This window comes from Methylobacterium sp. 1030 (genome assembly GCF_040544715.1).
GTDB lineage: Bacteria > Pseudomonadota > Alphaproteobacteria > Rhizobiales > Beijerinckiaceae > Methylobacterium.
On sequence record NZ_JBEPKM010000009.1, the window covers coordinates 1 to 13924 of the forward strand.

The following is a 13924-nucleotide window of genomic DNA, read 5'->3' on the forward strand; positions in this document are numbered from 1 at the left end:
GCCCCCTTCACCGAGGTCCAGAAGGTCCTCACCGCCTTCAGCGGCGTCACGGGACCCGTCTCCTCGGCCGCATTGGCCTATTCCTACGCCAAGTAGGCGCAGGGTCGTCGACAGGACCGCCGCGGAAAAAAATCGCGTTTCGCCGCGTCCTCGCGTATGGGCACTGGGTGCGGGGCGGGATCGAGGCTACGGAGCCGCATCCGCCGTCGCGCCGACGTGTCGCGCAAGGATGCCCAGAAGAGCCCGATGAAGATCGGACGTTTCGTCCCCGCCCACGGGCCGCTCCGGCCCGCACTGATCGCCCTGAGCCTGTGTCTCGCGCTCCTCCCGGCCACCCAAGCGGTGGCCGACGTGGTGGTCGGCGTCGCGGTTCCGCGGTCTGGTCCCTACGTGGCGGTCGGCGAGCAGGTCCTGCGCGGCGTCGAGGCCGCCGCCCGGGACGCCAACGCCATGGGCGGGCTCGACGGCCAGCCCGTCACGCTGGACGTGCAGGATGATGCCTGCGACTCGAACACCGCCATGGCGGTGGCCAACCACTTCGTCCGGTCGAACGTCCGTCTCGTCGTCGGCCATGTCTGCTCCAACGCCTCCATCGCGGCCTCCGACATCTACGCCCAGAACGGGGTGGTGATGATCACCGCGGCCTCGGTGGCGGCCCGGCTCACCGACCGGGGGCTGCCGAACATCTTCCGGGTCTGCGGCCGCGACGACGACCAAGCCCGCCTGTCCGCCGCCGTGCTGGCCGAGCGGTTCCGCGACCGGAAGATCGCGCTGATCCAGGACCAGACGCCGGCGGCGCGCAGCCTCGCCGCCGCCACCAAGGACAACCTCAACCGCATTGGCGTGAACGAGGCGCTGTTCCTGTCGTTCTCGCCGAGCGACGCCGACGACGCCGCCCTGGTCGACCGCCTCAAGGGCGCGGGGATCGAGGTCGTCTACTACGGCGGCGACGCCGCCGAGATGGGCCGCCTCGTGAAGATCGCGGCGGACCGGGGCTTCCGGCCGCAATGGTTCGGTACCTCGGCCATCGCCACGCCGGACTTCGCCAAGATCGCCGGATCGGCCAGCAACGGCGTGCTGATGACCTTCTACCTCGACCCGAGCCGGCAGCCCGCCGCCGCGGCCGTCGTGAAGGCCTTCAAGGCCGAGGGCGTCGATCCCACGGGCTCGACGATCTACGGGTACGCGGCCATGCAGGCGCTGGTGGCGGCCGGCAACTTCGCCCACTCCACCGAGCCGAGGCCGATCGCGCAGGCGCTGCACACCGAGCGCTTCGATCTCGTGCTCGGCACCGTCGGCTTCGACGCTAAGGGCGACGTCACCGCCCAGGGCTACGTGCTCTACGTGTGGAAGGACGGGAGCTTCACGCCGGCCGGCAAGTGAGGGGCGGACCCCGCACAGGCAACCTCACAAGGTCTCTGCGGCCTCGACCTCCGCGCCGCGGCCGAGGCCGCGCAGCAGCTCTGCCAGATGCGGGCGGACCCGCAATTGCAGGGCGTGCAGCCGCCGCACCGCCGCGCTGAGTTCCCCGTCCCGCCCGAGCATCGCGTCGGCGTAGCCGATCATGCGCGCGTTCGGCCAAGCCGGCTCGCGCAGGGCGTGGAGCCGCTCCACCAGGGCGGCGGCGGACGCGTCCGGCTCGGCCTGCGCGAACAGGGTCAGCAGCGCCGCCGTGGAGCGCGACAGGCCGTAATGGCAGTGGACCAGGAGATGGCCGGCCCCGTCGAGCGCCCGCCCGAAATCCAGGATCGCCGCGACGTGCTCCGGCTCGGGCGGGACGAGACCGTCGCCCGGGCCGAGGCAGTCGTGGAACCGGAGGGTCGTGCGGGCGTGGGCGCCGTAGGCGGTGAAGGCCGCGGGCTCCGGCGTGCCGGGATCGAGCAGCGACAGGACGTGGCTCACGCCGCGCGCGCCGTGGCCGGCCAGTTCCTCCAGGCCGCAGACGGTGTGCAGGGTGACGGCTGGCTCGGTTCGCATCCCGGGCGCCTAGCACGGGCACGGTCCGGTTTCGAGGCGCCACGGAACTGCCCGGGCCGCCCGCGGCTTTCGAGAACCGGCACGCACGTGCTACCTGCGACCCCCGATCCGGCCCGGACGGGTCGGACCTGCTCGGACGAGATGCCGTTGGACGAACCTCACCTCGCGCGATCCCCCGCGGCCGGGACGCGGCGCCGCAGCGTGCTGACCGCCAGCCTCGGCGCCGCCGCGGCCCTGACCGGGCCGCTCGCCGCGCCGGCCCGGGCCGAGTCCGCCCCGGAGCTGCGCTGGCGCCTGTCCTCCGCCTACCCGAAGACCCTCGACATCCTGTACGGCGCCCCCGAGGCGCTCAGCCGGATCGTCGCGGAGGCCACCGACGGGCGCTTCCAGATCCAGGTCCAGGGCCCCGGCGAGCCGGTCCCGGCCGAGGGCCTGCTCGACGCCGTGGCCGCCGGCACTGTCGAGATGGGACACGGTCCTGCGACCCTCGGCATGGCCAAGGATCCGACCTTCGCGCTGGCCACCGCGGTGCCCTTCGGCCTGAACGCCCGGGGCGCCGCCGCGTGGTGGCAGGCGGGCGGCGCCGCCGAACTCTTCGCCGAGGTCTTCGCCAAGGCCGGGCTGGTCTGCCTGCCGGGCGGCAACACCGGCGCCCAGATGGGCGGCTGGTTCCGTCGCGAGATCAAGACCCTCGCGGACCTGCAGGGCCTGAAGTTCCGGATCGGCGGCATGGGCGGCCAGGTGCTCGCCAAGTTCGGCGTCCAGCCGCAGGCGGTGCCGGGCCCGGAGATCTACGCGGCCCTGGAGAGCAAGAAGCTCGACGCCGCCGAGTGGATCGGGCCCTACGACGACGAGCGGCTCGGCCTGCAGAAGGTCGCACCGATCTACCATTATCCCGGCTTCTGGGAGGGCGGCGCCCTGCTGCACTTCTGGTTCAACGCCGAGAAGTGGAAGGCGCTGCCGAAATCCTACCAGGGGATCCTCCGGGCCGCGGCGGCCGAAGTCGGCGCCGACGTCCAGGCCAAGTACGACGCCCGCAACCCGCAGGCCCTGCGCCGGCTGGTGGCCGGGGGCGCGCAGCTGCGGCCGTTCCCCCAGGACGTCATGGAGGCCGCCCTCAAGAACGCCAATGACGTCTACGCCGAGATCGCCGCCAAGAACGCCGATTTCCGCCGCGTCTACGAGGCGATGCGGACCTTCCGCAACGAGGAGTACCTCTGGTTCCAGGTGGCAGAGTACACCTACGACAACTTCATGATCCGCGCCCGGGCGCGGGGCTGAGGCGCGCGCCGCCGCCGGAGGCCGGCGCGGCGCCCCGGGGGCGCTTCAAAGATGGGGACGTCGGGGCCGCGCCCGATTGCCACGCGATCGGGAACGGCTCTAGCGTCCGGCACGGCATCGGCGAGGGGAGGGCTGCATGTTCGGGACGCTGCGGGTCGGATTGGCTCTGCTCGGGGCGGCGCTGCCCCTCCAGGCCTTCGCACAGTCGGCCGCCAACCTGTCGGCCCTGCGCGGGCTGGTCCCGGTGGCCCGGCTGCAGACGACGCCCGACGGCAAGGCGGCGCTCGACGCGAACCTGCGGGTCACCGGCGACATCCAGAGCGGCGCGCTGCAGCAGCCGACGCTCCTGCCGTTCCCCGAGCAGCAGCAGCTCGCCCTCCGGGACTGCTTCATCACCGACGGCAACGCCGCCAACCTCGCCGACGGCCTCGGCACCACGCTGGCCCAGGCCTACTACGCCAAGGCGACCTACAGCGACTACAAGACCTTCACCAGCATCGCGCCGGCGGTCGCCAACCTGATCGGCTACACCAACAACGTGACCAAGTCGGATTCGAATTCCGGCAAGTACTTCTTCGCCAACGCCACGACCAACGGCAAGCATCCGGTCTCGGACGAGGCCGCCGCGATCCTGTCGAACGGCGCCGTCACCGACGTCTTCGGCAAGGCCTACGACCGGCCGGCCGGGAGCCCCGGCGCCGACCGCTACGGCAATTCGCGGCCGTTCCAGACCCTGCCACGCCTCCTCTCGTATCGCGGCAAGGACTATTTCGGTGACGCGTCCGACAGCCTCGACTGGCTGCGCGGCCCCTCGCAGGACCTCGTGAACAGCCCGTCCTACCCGAGCGGGCACACCACCTACGGCTACACCGAGTCCATGGTGCTCGCGCTCCTCGTGCCCGAGCGCTACCAGCAGATGGTCGCCCGCGCCGCCGAGTACGGCAACGACCGGATCATCGTCGGCGCCCACTACGCCATGGACGTGCTGGGCGGCCGGGCGACCTCGCTGCACGCCCTCGCGCACCTGCTCGCCAACGATCCGGCCTATGTCGGCCAGATCCGGAAGAACCCGGCCGTCCTCGACAAGGCGTCCGCCGAGGCCGACAGGACGGTCGGCGTGACGGATTACCGGGCGCTCCTGACGGAGGCCCGCGCGGCGATGACCGAGGCGCTGAAGGCCGGCTGCGGCGACACGGTGGCGGCCTGTGCGGCGAAGGATAGCGGCCGGTTCAAGGACGCGGCCGCCAACGCCGCCTTCTACGCGGCGACCCAGACCTACGGCCTGCCCGTGGTGCATCCGGACACCGCCGGCCGGCGGGAGGACGTGGGCAAGATCGCGCCGGAGGCCGGCCACCTGCTGACCGCGGCCTTCCCGGCGCTGACGCTCGACGAGGCCAACGCGATCCTCACCGAGACGCAGGGGCCGGGCGGCGGTTTCCTCGACGACGGCTCGGAATTCGGCGTCTACGCGCGCCTCGACCTCTACACGGCGGGCGGCAAGGCCGCCGCGCTGGCGGCGAGCCGGGCGGGGTCCAGCGCGACGCGCTGACACGCCGTGGCCGAGGGCCTGTCGGATCGCCGGCGGGCGCGGATGTCCTAGAGAGGCAGAGCCGCCGGAGAGGGGTCCGTCGCGCCCCGGGCGCCCCGCCTGCGCGGGAAGCGCGCTGCCCCTCAACGCGCCCGTAGAAGGGCCGGACCGGGGCCCGCGCCTGCTCCGGACAGAAAAAAGGCCACTCCCGAAGGAGCGGCCCGAAGTCTAGGGAGGAAACGCCCAAGAAGGGCTGCGGAAGGGCGACGCCATCGCCTTCCCGCGCTGCACAATCTGCGCTCCTCGACGGAAAATTCAAGAGCATCAGGACAGCAGGGCTGTCCTTTCGTGCGCTCGCGCACGCGTCACTTCCCGCCTGTGTTGAAAATGTCGCAGGCCGTCGAGCGCGATCGAAACCTGCATTGTCGCGGGCGGGACCGATCGATCGCCGTGCAAGTCCCTGATGAGGCGGGGTTTTGGCGGCTGGCGCCGGAGTTCGGCCCGTCGCCTCGACTGCGGCTTTTCATCCGTCCGGTCCGGACGGACGAAAATCCCGCCCGCTCTACCTTCTCCGGCCAAGGTTCCGGCGCGGCGCGCCAAGCAAGGAGCAGGTGAGCATGGCGATCCAGGGCGAACGGATCCGGATCCTCAACGATGTCGAGCCGCGCGAAGACGGCGCCTACGTCCTGTATCTCCTGCAGCAGGCCAACCGGGCGACGTTCAATCCCGCTCTCGAACTCGCCATCGAGGAGGGAAACCGCCTCGATCTGCCGGTCGTCGCCTGCTTCGGCCTGCTGGACGGCGCGAGCGGCTTTCCCGAGGCCAATGCCCGGCATTACGCCTTCCTGCTCCAGGGTCTCGCGGACGCGAAGGCAGGCCTGGAGAAGCGCGGGATCGGCTTCGTCATGCGCAAGTGCTCGCCCGCCAAGATCGCCATCGCCCTCGCCGAGGACGCCGCGCTCCTCGTGCTCGACCGCGGCTACCTCGCGATCCAGAAGGGCTGGTACCGGGAGATCGCCAAGTCGGTGAAGACGCGGATCGTCCAGGTCGAGGGCGACGTCGTCGTGCCCGTCGAGACGGCCTCGCCGAAGCACGAGTACGCCGCCCGGACGCTGAGGCCGAAGCTGAACCGGCTGTGGGACCCGTTCCTCGCGGCGCTGAAACCCCGCCGGGTGAAGTGCGCGGCCGATCGCCTGACGCTGAAGAGCGCGATCGACGTCTCCGATCCGGAGGCGGTGCTCGCCGGGATGACCCTCGACCGGGAGGTCGGCCCGGTGAAGCGCTTCACGGGCGGCGAGACGCAGGCCCGCAAGCGCCTGAAGGCGTTCCTGAAGGACGGGTTCTCGGGCTACGGCGCGGGGCGCAACATGCCGGAGGCGGCCGCCGCCTCGCACATGAGCCCCTACCTGCATTTCGGGCAGATCTCGCCGGTGGAGATCGCCCTGGCGGTGCGGGAGGCCAAGGTCGGCGATGCCGACGACCGCGGCGCCTACCTGGAGGAGCTGATCGTCCGGCGCGAGCTCGCCATGAACCACGTCTTCTACACGGAGGGCTACGACGCCTACGACAGGGCCGTGCCGGACTGGGCGCGCAAGACCCTGGCCGAGCACGCGAAGGACGAGCGCCCCCACGCCTACTCGGAGGCGCAGCTCGCCGCCGGCGAGACCCACGACCGCTACTGGAACGCCGCGATGCGCGAGATGCGCGAGACCGGCTACATGCACAACCAGCTGCGGATGTACTGGGGCAAGAAGATCCTCGAATGGTCCCCGTCGCCCGAGGAGGGCTTCGCGCGGACGCTCCGCCTGAACAACCGCTACTTCCTCGACGGGCGCGATCCGAACTCCTTCACCAACGTCGCCTGGGTGTACGGCCTGCACGACCGGCCCTGGCAGAGGCGCGAGATCTTCGGCACGGTCCGCTATCAGAGCGAGAACTCGCTCAAGAAGTTCGACGCCAAGGCGTATGTGCGGGCGGTGGAGAAGCTCTGCGCCGCCGAGGGCTGAGGCGGGACGGCCGCGCGGCCGCTGGGGCGCTTCGGTATCCTCGCAATCGTCGCACGATGACCGGACCGGGCGGCAGCGTATTGCGACGCTTGTCTCCGCGGAGGCTCAGTCGTCTCGCGCGCACAGGTTCGTGAAGAAACGCTTCCCCGGCCTCGGATGTTTCGAGCCCACTTCCGGCCCGTCGCGGACGGCCGGACATGATCCGGCGACAACTCGGTCGGACCGGGGCCGGATCATCGCGCTGCTCGAAACTGAACGGAGGACGACGATGCGGATGAAGCTGGCAGGCGCAGCACTCCTCGCGCTCGGAACCTTGGCCGCCACGGCCGGTACGGCGGAGGCTGCCCAGGGCTGCGGCCCGGGCTTCCACCGGGGCTGGTCAGGCTGGTGCAAGCCGAACTGGCGCCCCTACGCGTACCGCCCGGTCTACTACGCCCGGCCGGTGGCCTACGGCTGGGGCCGTCCCTGGGGCCGTCCCTGGGGCTGGCACCATCGGTGGGGCTGGCGCCACGCGGGCTGGCATCGCCCCTGGGGCTGGCACCATCACGGCGGCTGGCATCGGGCCGCCTGGCACCACAGGTGGTGATCGGTTGAGCGGCGGGGCCGGCACGCCGGTGCCGGCCCTCGGCCGTCCCGCGCAGGGGGCCTTTCCTTGACCATTGCGCTATAGCGTCCGCTCTCACTGCGCGGACGAGGTGCTCTTTCATGGTCGAGAAGCGGGACGAGGTGCGGGACACGACGGATGCTCCGCCCCCGCAACGGTCGCGCTACCGCCGCTCGATCATGCGCCTGCGGTCGGCCTCGATGGAGGCCTATCCGCTCTGGCGCGGGCGGCTGCTCTTCCTCGTGGGCGGCATCGGCGTGGGCCTCGCCGCCGTGCTGATGGCCAAGGGCGCCGACCTCGCGCAGGACGGGTTCCGGCGGCTCACCGCGCCGTCGCCGCTCATCGCCCTGGTGCTGACGCCCGCGGGCTTCGCCCTCGCGGCGCTGCTCGCCCTCACGGTCTTCCCGAACTCGCAGGGCTCGGGCATCCCGCAGGTGATCGCCGCCCGCCACGCCCGGGATACCGGCTTCCGCTACTCGCTGATCTCGCCGCGCGTGGCCTTCGGCAAGGTGCTGGTCCTGTTCCTGGGCCTGTTCTGCGGCGCCTCCGCGGGCCGCGAGGGGCCGACCGTGCAGGTCGGCGCCGCGATCATGGCCGCCTTCGGCCGCCTGACCCCGGAGCGCCTGCCCGGGCTGCTCCTCGCGGGCGGCGCGGCCGGGGTCGCTGCGGCCTTCAACACGCCCCTCGCCGGCATCGTGTTCGGCATCGAGGAGCTGGGACGCGCCTACGAGGCGCGCTCCTCCGGCCTGATCGTGGCCGGGATCGTGGCCGCGGGCCTGACCTCGCTCGGGCTCCTCGGCAACTATACCTATTTCGGGACGACCGACGCCGCCCTGCCGCTGGCGGCCAGCTGGATCGTGCCGCTGATCGCCGTGGTCGGCGGCCTCGCGGGCGGCCTGTTCAGCCGCCTCGTCATCCTGTTCGCCCGCGGCCTGCCGGGCGCGGCCGGACGGATGATCCGGAAGCGGCCCGTGATCTTCGCGGCGGCCTGCGGGCTGTGCGTCGCCCTGTGCGGCCTCGCCTCCGGGGGCGCCGCCTACGGGACCGGCTACGAGGAGGCCAAGGCCATCCTCCACGGCGACGCGACGGCCGGCTGGACCTACGCGCCCCTGAAATTCGCCGCCACCGTGCTCAGCTCGATCAGCGGTATCCCGGGCGGCCTGTTCGCGCCGTCCCTGGCGGTCGGGGCCGGCCTCGGCGGCACGGTCCACGGATTCCTGCCGGGCATGCCCGTCGGCGCCGTCGTGCTGATCGGGATGGTGGCCTACCTGACGGGCGTGCTGCAGGCGCCGATCACCAGCTTCGTCATCGTCACCGAGATGACCCAGAACCACGCGATGGTGATCCCCCTGATGGTCGCGGCGCTCCTGGCCGACGCGGCCTCGAAGGCGATCTGCCGCGGCGGCCTCTACCACACGCTGGCGGAGATCATGCTGGAACGGGCCGACGTGCCGGCGCAGCCCGTGGCGAAGACCGGCTGACCGCGTCCCCGACCGAGCGGCCGGACGCGGGTAAGAATAAAAGCGGACCGGTCCGGAATCCGCGGAACAGTCTCGCTTGGCGTCGGTTGAGGCAGCAGCATCAGGCCCCGCGCCGGGGCGCAGCCGGAGTGACGCCATGACCCTTCTGAAATGGGCCCTCATCTGCTTCGTGATCTCGCTGATCGCCGGCGGTCTCGGCTTCACCGGCATCGCCTCCGGCGCCGGCTCGCTGGCCCGAATCCTGTTCGGCCTGTTCCTGCTCATCGCCATCGTGATCGTGGTCATTGCCTTCGCGGTCGGCCAGGCGGTGTTCTGAGGCCGGCGCGGTGCGCGGCGCGGTCTGCCTCGTCACCGGGGCGACCGGCGGCATCGGCTACGAGACGGCCCTCGGTCTCGCGCGCCTCGGCGCGCGGGTCGCCATGGTCGGCCGGGACAGCGGGAAGCTGCAGGCCTGTGCCGACAGGATCCGCGCCGCGGTGCCCGGCGCCGCCGTGGAGCCGCACCGCGCGGACCTGTCCGCGCAGGCCGAGATCCGCCGGCTCGCCGGGATCCTGCGGGCGGCCTATCCGCGCCTCGACGTGCTGGTGAACAATGCCGGCGCGATCTTCGACCGGCGCACGCTGACCGTCGACGGGATCGAGCGGACCTGGGCGCTCGACCATCTGGGCTACGTGCTCCTGACCCTCGAACTCCTCGACACGCTGAAGGACGCGGCGGCGGCGGGCGGGAAGCCGCGGATCGTCAACGTCGCATCGGCGGCCCATTACCGGGGGCACATCGACTTCGACGACGTCGAGGGCGCCCGGCGCTACCGGTCGATGGGCGCGTATGCCCAGGCCAAGCTCGCCAACGTGCTGTTCACCTACGCGCTCGCCCGGCGCCTGCGCGACAGCGGCATCACGGCGAACGCCGTCCATCCGGGGGTGGTCAATACCGGCTTCGCCAAGAACACCGGCGGCCTGCTCGGCGCGGCCTGGGCGCTGATGCGGCCGTTGCTGATCACGCCCGAGAAGGGCGCGCGGACCTCCCTCCACGTGGCCAGCGACCCGGGCCTGGACGGGGTCACGGGCCGATACTTCTCCCACGGTCGGCCGAAGGTCTCCTCGGCCGAGAGCCGCGACGAGGCCGTCCAGGAGCGGCTCTGGGCGCTGAGCCTCCGGCAGGTGGGCCGGAGCGACTGAAGATCGGAGCGTTCGGTGGCGGCGGTCTCAGGGGGGCGGCGGGTCGAGCAGCACCCAGAGTCGCGCGATCCTGCCGTCCACGATCTCGGCAACGTCCGTCCCGGTGACCGCGACCGGGCCGCCCGCCGGACCGGCTTCCCAGCGCAGCGATCCCACGCCGTGGTGTCCGGCGGCCGTGCCGACGGGCACGAAGCGGAAGGTCGGCCCGAACCGGTCCAGGAGCGCCCCGGCGACCGCGGCGATCGCGGCCCGCCCGCGCACGACGTTGTCCGGCTCGAACAGGGTCGGCTCGGCCACGTAGAGCTCGGCCAGGGCGGCCGCCCGCGCGCCGGCGTCCCGCGCGTTGAAGATCCGCGCGAGATTGGCGCGCAGCAGCCGGTCGTAGTCGGGCTCTGCCGCCGGCGCGGCCTCCGTGCCGTCGGACATCGCGCGTCTCCTTCGAAGGGGGTTGTCGGGCGTGCCGCGCGGCGGCCGGCGGCTCATATCAGGCGGCCGCCGCCGTCGATGTGCAGGGTCTCGCCGTTCATGAAGCCGTTGCACATCAGGAAGACGACGGCGGCACCGGCCTCCTCGGCGGTGCCGAGGCGTCTCTGCGGCAGCCTCTCGGTCAGCCCGGCCACGTAGGCGTCGCGGTGGGCGCCGAGTGTGCGGGCCAGGAGCGGGGTGTCGGTGGTGCCGGGCGAGAGCGCGTTCACCCGCACCGGTGCCAGTTCGAGCGCGAGGCCGCGGGCGAAGGCCTCCATCGCGGCCGACGCCGCCGCCAGCACGGCGGTCCCCTGCGCGCTCGGGCGGTCCGCCAGGGCGCCGGAGATGAGGGTGACCGAGCCGTCCCCGGCGAGCCGGCCGCCGAGGGCGCGCAGGGCATGAATGGCAGCCCAGATTCGCTCGTCGAAGGCCCGCGCGAGGTGCTCGACCTCGGCCTCGAGGACCCTGCCGGCCACGAAGGTCCCGGCCAGCAGCGCGAGGTGGTCGACGCGGGGGATGTCGGCCAGAGCGGTCGCGATCGTCTCGGGCCGCGTCACGTCGGCGGCGCGCCAGCCGGCGAAGCCGTTCTCCGCCGCGGCGCGCTCGGCGCCCGCCGCTTGGCGGCCGATGACGACGACCTCCGCGCCCGCCGCCCTGGCCTGGCGGGCGGCCGCGAGGCCTATGCCCGAGGTGCCACCGAAGACCACGACGGTGCGATCCTGAAGGGTGCTGCTCATGGCGGGAAACCTGGCCGGTCGTCGCCAGCGCGGCGCCGATGGACGGGAGATTGGGCCAGCGACCCCTCCTTGATAATCGGTCCGCTCTTCGCTTCAGTCGTGCCGTCATGGAACAGATCGGCCTCGACCGGCTCACGGGCATCGTCGCCTTCGCCCGCTCCGCCTCCCTCGGCAGCTACTCGGCGGCCGCCCGCTCCCTCGGCATCTCGCCCTCGGCGGTGAGCAAGAGCGTGCAGCGGCTGGAGGCGCGGCTCGGCGTGAGCCTCTTCACCCGGACCACCCGCTCGCTGACCCTGACGCCGGAGGGGCGCGACCTGCAGGAGCGCGCGCTGCGGCTCCTCCGCGAGGCCGAGGCGATCGAGCAGGCGGCGGTCGCGGCACGCTCCGAGCCCGCCGGCACCCTGAAGGTGGCGGCGTCGATCCCGGTCGGCGTCCACCTGCTCGCGCCGGCCCTGCCGCGCTTCCGCGCGCGCCATCCGAAGCTGTCGGTCGACCTGCGCCTGAGCGACCGCTTCGTGGACCTGATCGAGGAGGGCATCGACGTCGCGATCCGGGTCGGCGACCTCGCGGATTCCCGGCTGGTCTCGCGCCGCCTCGCGCCGCACCGGGTCTGCGCCTTCGCGGCCCCGGCCTATCTAACGCGGCGCGGCACGCCGCGGCATCCAGACGATCTGGTCCACCACGACTGCGTGAACTTCCGCTTCCAGAGCACGGGGCAGGCCCCGCGCTGGCCGTTCCACGTGGGCGGCCGCAGGGTCGAGATCACGCCGGATACCGGCATCGTCGCGGATTTCAGCGACGCGGTGACGGCGGTGCTGGTGGCCGGTGGCGGTATCGGCATCTCGCCGACCTACATCGCCGCACCGCATGTCGGGCGGGGCGCGCTCATCCCGATCCTGCAGGACTTCGCGGTCGAGCGCTCGGCCTTCACGGCGCTCTGGCCGGAGAGCCGGCGCGGCAGCCCGAACGTGCGGGCGTTCCTCGCTTTCCTCGACGAGGTCTTCCCGTCGCCTGTCCCCTGGGACGGCGTGCTCGCGCCGGCCCCGACGCCCGGTGCGGCCGCCTGACAGAGGTCCGTGCGCGCCGGCGAGGCGGCACCCCTCAGGCCGCCGCCCGGACCTTGTGGTCGCCCTGCTGCTGGATCTCGATGAAGACCCGGGTCACGTCGGGGCTGCGCGCCTTCAGCGCCCGGTCGAGGCGCGTGACGAGGCTCTCGACCTCGCCGGCGCTGAGATCGTCGGTCATGTCGATGCTGAGATTGACCAGGATGTCGGACGGGCCGAGGTGCTGGGTCAGCACCTCGTTGACGTGGACCACGCCCGGCTCGCCGCGGACCAGCTCCGCGATCGCCGCCACGACCTCGGGATCGGCCGCCTCGCCGATCAGCAGGCCGTGGGTCTCGACCATCAGGAACGCCGCCATGCCGATGAGCACGAGGCCGATGCCGACCGACGCCCAGCCGTCGAGGCTCGGCATCTCCAGGAGGTGTGACAGGGCCACGCCGGCGAGCGCGATCAGGAGGCCGATCAGGGCGGCGGTGTCCTCCGCGAGCACGGTGAACAGGGTCGGATCCTTGCTGCGCCGGATCGCCCGCACGGCCGAGTGCTTGCCCTTCTCGGCCCAGAACTGGCGCATCGCAACGAAGAACGACGTACCCTCCGCCGCGATGGCGAAGCCCAGGATCGCGACGTTCACCCAGAGGCCGGGCAGGCGGTAGCCGAACAGCTCGGCATCGACGTCCGGCTCGGGATGGCGGACCCGCTCGATCCCCTCGTAGACGGCGAACAGTCCGCCGCCGAGGAAGATCATCAGCGCGACCACGAAGGCGTAGAAGTAGATCTCGCGGCCGTAGCCGAACGGGTGGCGGGCGTCGGCCGGGCGCTCGGCCCGCTTCATGCCGACGAGGAGCAGCACCTGGTTCGCCGTGTCGACCACCGAGTGCACGCCCTCGGCGAGCATGGCGGTCGAGCCGGTCAGCGCCCCGCCCACGAACTTCGCCGCCGCGATGGCGAGGTTGGCGCCCGCCGCCGCGTAGATCGCTCCCGTGCTCTCGTGCGCCATCCGGAACTCCCTGCGCGGTCTGGGGGACACCGGGCTCTCGGACCCCGGCACGGCGCCGCCGCCGCGGCGATGCAAGCGTCGCGGCGCGCAGGTTGTTCCCGTGTGGACGCGGGCCGGTGCCCCGTGCAACCTGCGGCCGCTCAAGGAGTCCCGGAGGCAGCATGGCCGACGCCCGCTACGATCCCGACAACATCTTCGCCAAGATCCTGCGGGGCGAGATCCCCTGCCACCGCGTCTACGAGGACGCCCACACCCTGGCCTTCATGGACGTGATGCCCCAGGGCGAGGGCCACACGCTGGTGATCCCGAAGGCGCCGGCCCGGGGCCTGCTCGACGCCGACCCGGACTCGCTCGGCGCCCTGATGGCGAGCGTCCAGAAGGTCGCCCGCGCCGTGAAGGCGGCGTTCCGGGCCGAGGGTCTGACCGTGTTCCAGTTCAACGAGCCGGCCGGCGGCCAGACCGTCTTCCACCTGCACGTCCACGTCATCCCGCGGCGCGAGGGCGTGCCGCTGAAGCGCCACGAGGGCGGGATGGCCGATAGCGGGGTCCTCGCCGAGCACGCCGCCCGCATCCGCGCGGCGCTCGAGGCTCAGGCCTGACGCC

At 72.3% G+C, this 13924-nt stretch carries 14 protein-coding genes; 10 read left to right on the forward strand and 4 right to left on the reverse strand.

Annotation, left to right across the window (positions count from 1 at the left end):
* Positions 1-246 precede the first annotated feature (246 nt).
* Positions 247-1383 carry a branched-chain amino acid ABC transporter substrate-binding protein gene (locus ABIC30_RS14210; protein ID WP_026604861.1) on the forward strand — a complete coding sequence of 379 codons (1137 nt, stop codon included), beginning with the start codon at positions 247-249 and terminating at the stop codon, positions 1381-1383.
* A 24-nt stretch (positions 1384-1407) separates the two neighbouring features.
* On the opposite strand, the gene ABIC30_RS14215 is transcribed toward ABIC30_RS14210, so the two are convergent.
* Positions 1408-1977: a tyrosine phosphatase family protein gene (locus ABIC30_RS14215; RefSeq protein ID WP_020092750.1), complete on the reverse strand. Its 570-nt coding sequence runs from the start codon at positions 1975-1977 to the stop codon at positions 1408-1410.
* A 147-nt stretch (positions 1978-2124) separates the two neighbouring features.
* Between ABIC30_RS14215 and ABIC30_RS14220 the strand changes: the two genes are divergently transcribed.
* The 7 genes from ABIC30_RS14220 (at position 2125) to ABIC30_RS14250 (ending at position 10058) form a co-directional block, all read left to right on the forward strand.
* Positions 2125-3258, forward strand: coding sequence for a TRAP transporter substrate-binding protein (locus ABIC30_RS14220; protein WP_234081260.1), 1134 nt, complete (start codon positions 2125-2127; stop codon positions 3256-3258).
* 136 nt (positions 3259-3394) lie between these two features.
* A complete protein-coding gene (locus tag ABIC30_RS14225) occupies positions 3395-4807 on the forward strand; it encodes a phosphatase PAP2 family protein (protein ID WP_020092748.1) in 1413 nt (470 codons plus the stop codon).
* A gap of 596 nt (positions 4808-5403) precedes the next feature.
* Entirely contained in the window at positions 5404-6792 is a 1389-nt protein-coding gene (locus ABIC30_RS14230) for a deoxyribodipyrimidine photo-lyase (RefSeq protein ID WP_020092747.1), read from the forward strand.
* Positions 6793-7060: 268 nt separating this feature from the next.
* On the forward strand, positions 7061-7378 hold the full coding sequence (locus tag ABIC30_RS14235; protein WP_081636466.1) for a GCG_CRPN prefix-to-repeats domain-containing protein: 318 nt from the start codon (positions 7061-7063) through the stop codon (positions 7376-7378).
* Between the two features lie 119 nt (positions 7379-7497).
* Positions 7498-8877 carry a chloride channel protein gene (locus ABIC30_RS14240; protein WP_020092746.1) on the forward strand — a complete coding sequence of 460 codons (1380 nt, stop codon included), beginning with the start codon at positions 7498-7500 and terminating at the stop codon, positions 8875-8877.
* Between the two features lie 136 nt (positions 8878-9013).
* Positions 9014-9193: a DUF1328 domain-containing protein gene (locus tag ABIC30_RS14245; RefSeq protein WP_010685332.1), complete on the forward strand. Its 180-nt coding sequence runs from the start codon at positions 9014-9016 to the stop codon at positions 9191-9193.
* A gap of 10 nt (positions 9194-9203) precedes the next feature.
* On the forward strand, positions 9204-10058 hold the full coding sequence (locus ABIC30_RS14250; protein ID WP_020092745.1) for an SDR family oxidoreductase: 855 nt from the start codon (positions 9204-9206) through the stop codon (positions 10056-10058).
* A gap of 27 nt (positions 10059-10085) precedes the next feature.
* Here the strand turns inward: ABIC30_RS14250 and ABIC30_RS14255 are convergent, their stop codons facing one another.
* Complete coding sequence (locus tag ABIC30_RS14255) at positions 10086-10484, reverse strand: nuclear transport factor 2 family protein (RefSeq protein WP_020092744.1); 399 nt, start codon at positions 10482-10484, stop codon at positions 10086-10088.
* 53 nt (positions 10485-10537) lie between these two features.
* Entirely contained in the window at positions 10538-11260 is a 723-nt protein-coding gene (locus ABIC30_RS14260) for an SDR family oxidoreductase (protein WP_020092743.1), read from the reverse strand.
* Between the two features lie 107 nt (positions 11261-11367).
* On the opposite strand from ABIC30_RS14260, the gene ABIC30_RS14265 reads away from it, so the two are divergent.
* On the forward strand, positions 11368-12327 hold the full coding sequence (locus ABIC30_RS14265; RefSeq protein ID WP_234081254.1) for a LysR family transcriptional regulator: 960 nt from the start codon (positions 11368-11370) through the stop codon (positions 12325-12327).
* A 34-nt stretch (positions 12328-12361) separates the two neighbouring features.
* Here ABIC30_RS14265 and ABIC30_RS14270 read toward each other — a convergent pair whose 3' ends face one another.
* Positions 12362-13321, reverse strand: coding sequence for a cation diffusion facilitator family transporter (locus ABIC30_RS14270; protein ID WP_020092741.1), 960 nt, complete (start codon positions 13319-13321; stop codon positions 12362-12364).
* Positions 13322-13482: 161 nt separating this feature from the next.
* Here ABIC30_RS14270 and ABIC30_RS14275 point away from each other — a divergent pair, with 161 nt between their 5' ends.
* Positions 13483-13920, forward strand: a complete 438-nt coding sequence (locus ABIC30_RS14275; protein ID WP_020092740.1) for an HIT family protein — start codon at positions 13483-13485, stop codon at positions 13918-13920.
* The last annotated feature ends 4 nt before the right edge of the window (positions 13921-13924 follow it).

Bases quoted from the DNA above. Each gene is read 5' to 3' on its own strand.
- ABIC30_RS14265 (WP_234081254.1), top strand. From the start codon at position 11,368: ATGGAACAGATCGGCCTCGACCGGCTCACGGGCATCGTCGCCTTCGCC.
- ABIC30_RS14275 (WP_020092740.1), top strand. From the start codon at position 13,483: ATGGCCGACGCCCGCTACGATCCCGACAACATCTTCGCCAAGATCCTG.
- ABIC30_RS14215 (WP_020092750.1), bottom strand. From the start codon at position 1,977: ATGCGAACCGAGCCAGCCGTCACCCTGCACACCGTCTGCGGCCTGGAG.
- ABIC30_RS14245 (WP_010685332.1), top strand. From the start codon at position 9,014: ATGACCCTTCTGAAATGGGCCCTCATCTGCTTCGTGATCTCGCTGATC.
- ABIC30_RS14240 (WP_020092746.1), top strand. From the start codon at position 7,498: ATGGTCGAGAAGCGGGACGAGGTGCGGGACACGACGGATGCTCCGCCC.
- ABIC30_RS14255 (WP_020092744.1), bottom strand. From the start codon at position 10,484: ATGTCCGACGGCACGGAGGCCGCGCCGGCGGCAGAGCCCGACTACGAC.
- ABIC30_RS14230 (WP_020092747.1), top strand. From the start codon at position 5,404: ATGGCGATCCAGGGCGAACGGATCCGGATCCTCAACGATGTCGAGCCG.
- ABIC30_RS14270 (WP_020092741.1), bottom strand. From the start codon at position 13,321: ATGGCGCACGAGAGCACGGGAGCGATCTACGCGGCGGCGGGCGCCAAC.
- ABIC30_RS14225 (WP_020092748.1), top strand. From the start codon at position 3,395: ATGTTCGGGACGCTGCGGGTCGGATTGGCTCTGCTCGGGGCGGCGCTG.
- ABIC30_RS14210 (WP_026604861.1), top strand. From the start codon at position 247: ATGAAGATCGGACGTTTCGTCCCCGCCCACGGGCCGCTCCGGCCCGCA.
- ABIC30_RS14235 (WP_081636466.1), top strand. From the start codon at position 7,061: ATGCGGATGAAGCTGGCAGGCGCAGCACTCCTCGCGCTCGGAACCTTG.
- ABIC30_RS14260 (WP_020092743.1), bottom strand. From the start codon at position 11,260: ATGAGCAGCACCCTTCAGGATCGCACCGTCGTGGTCTTCGGTGGCACC.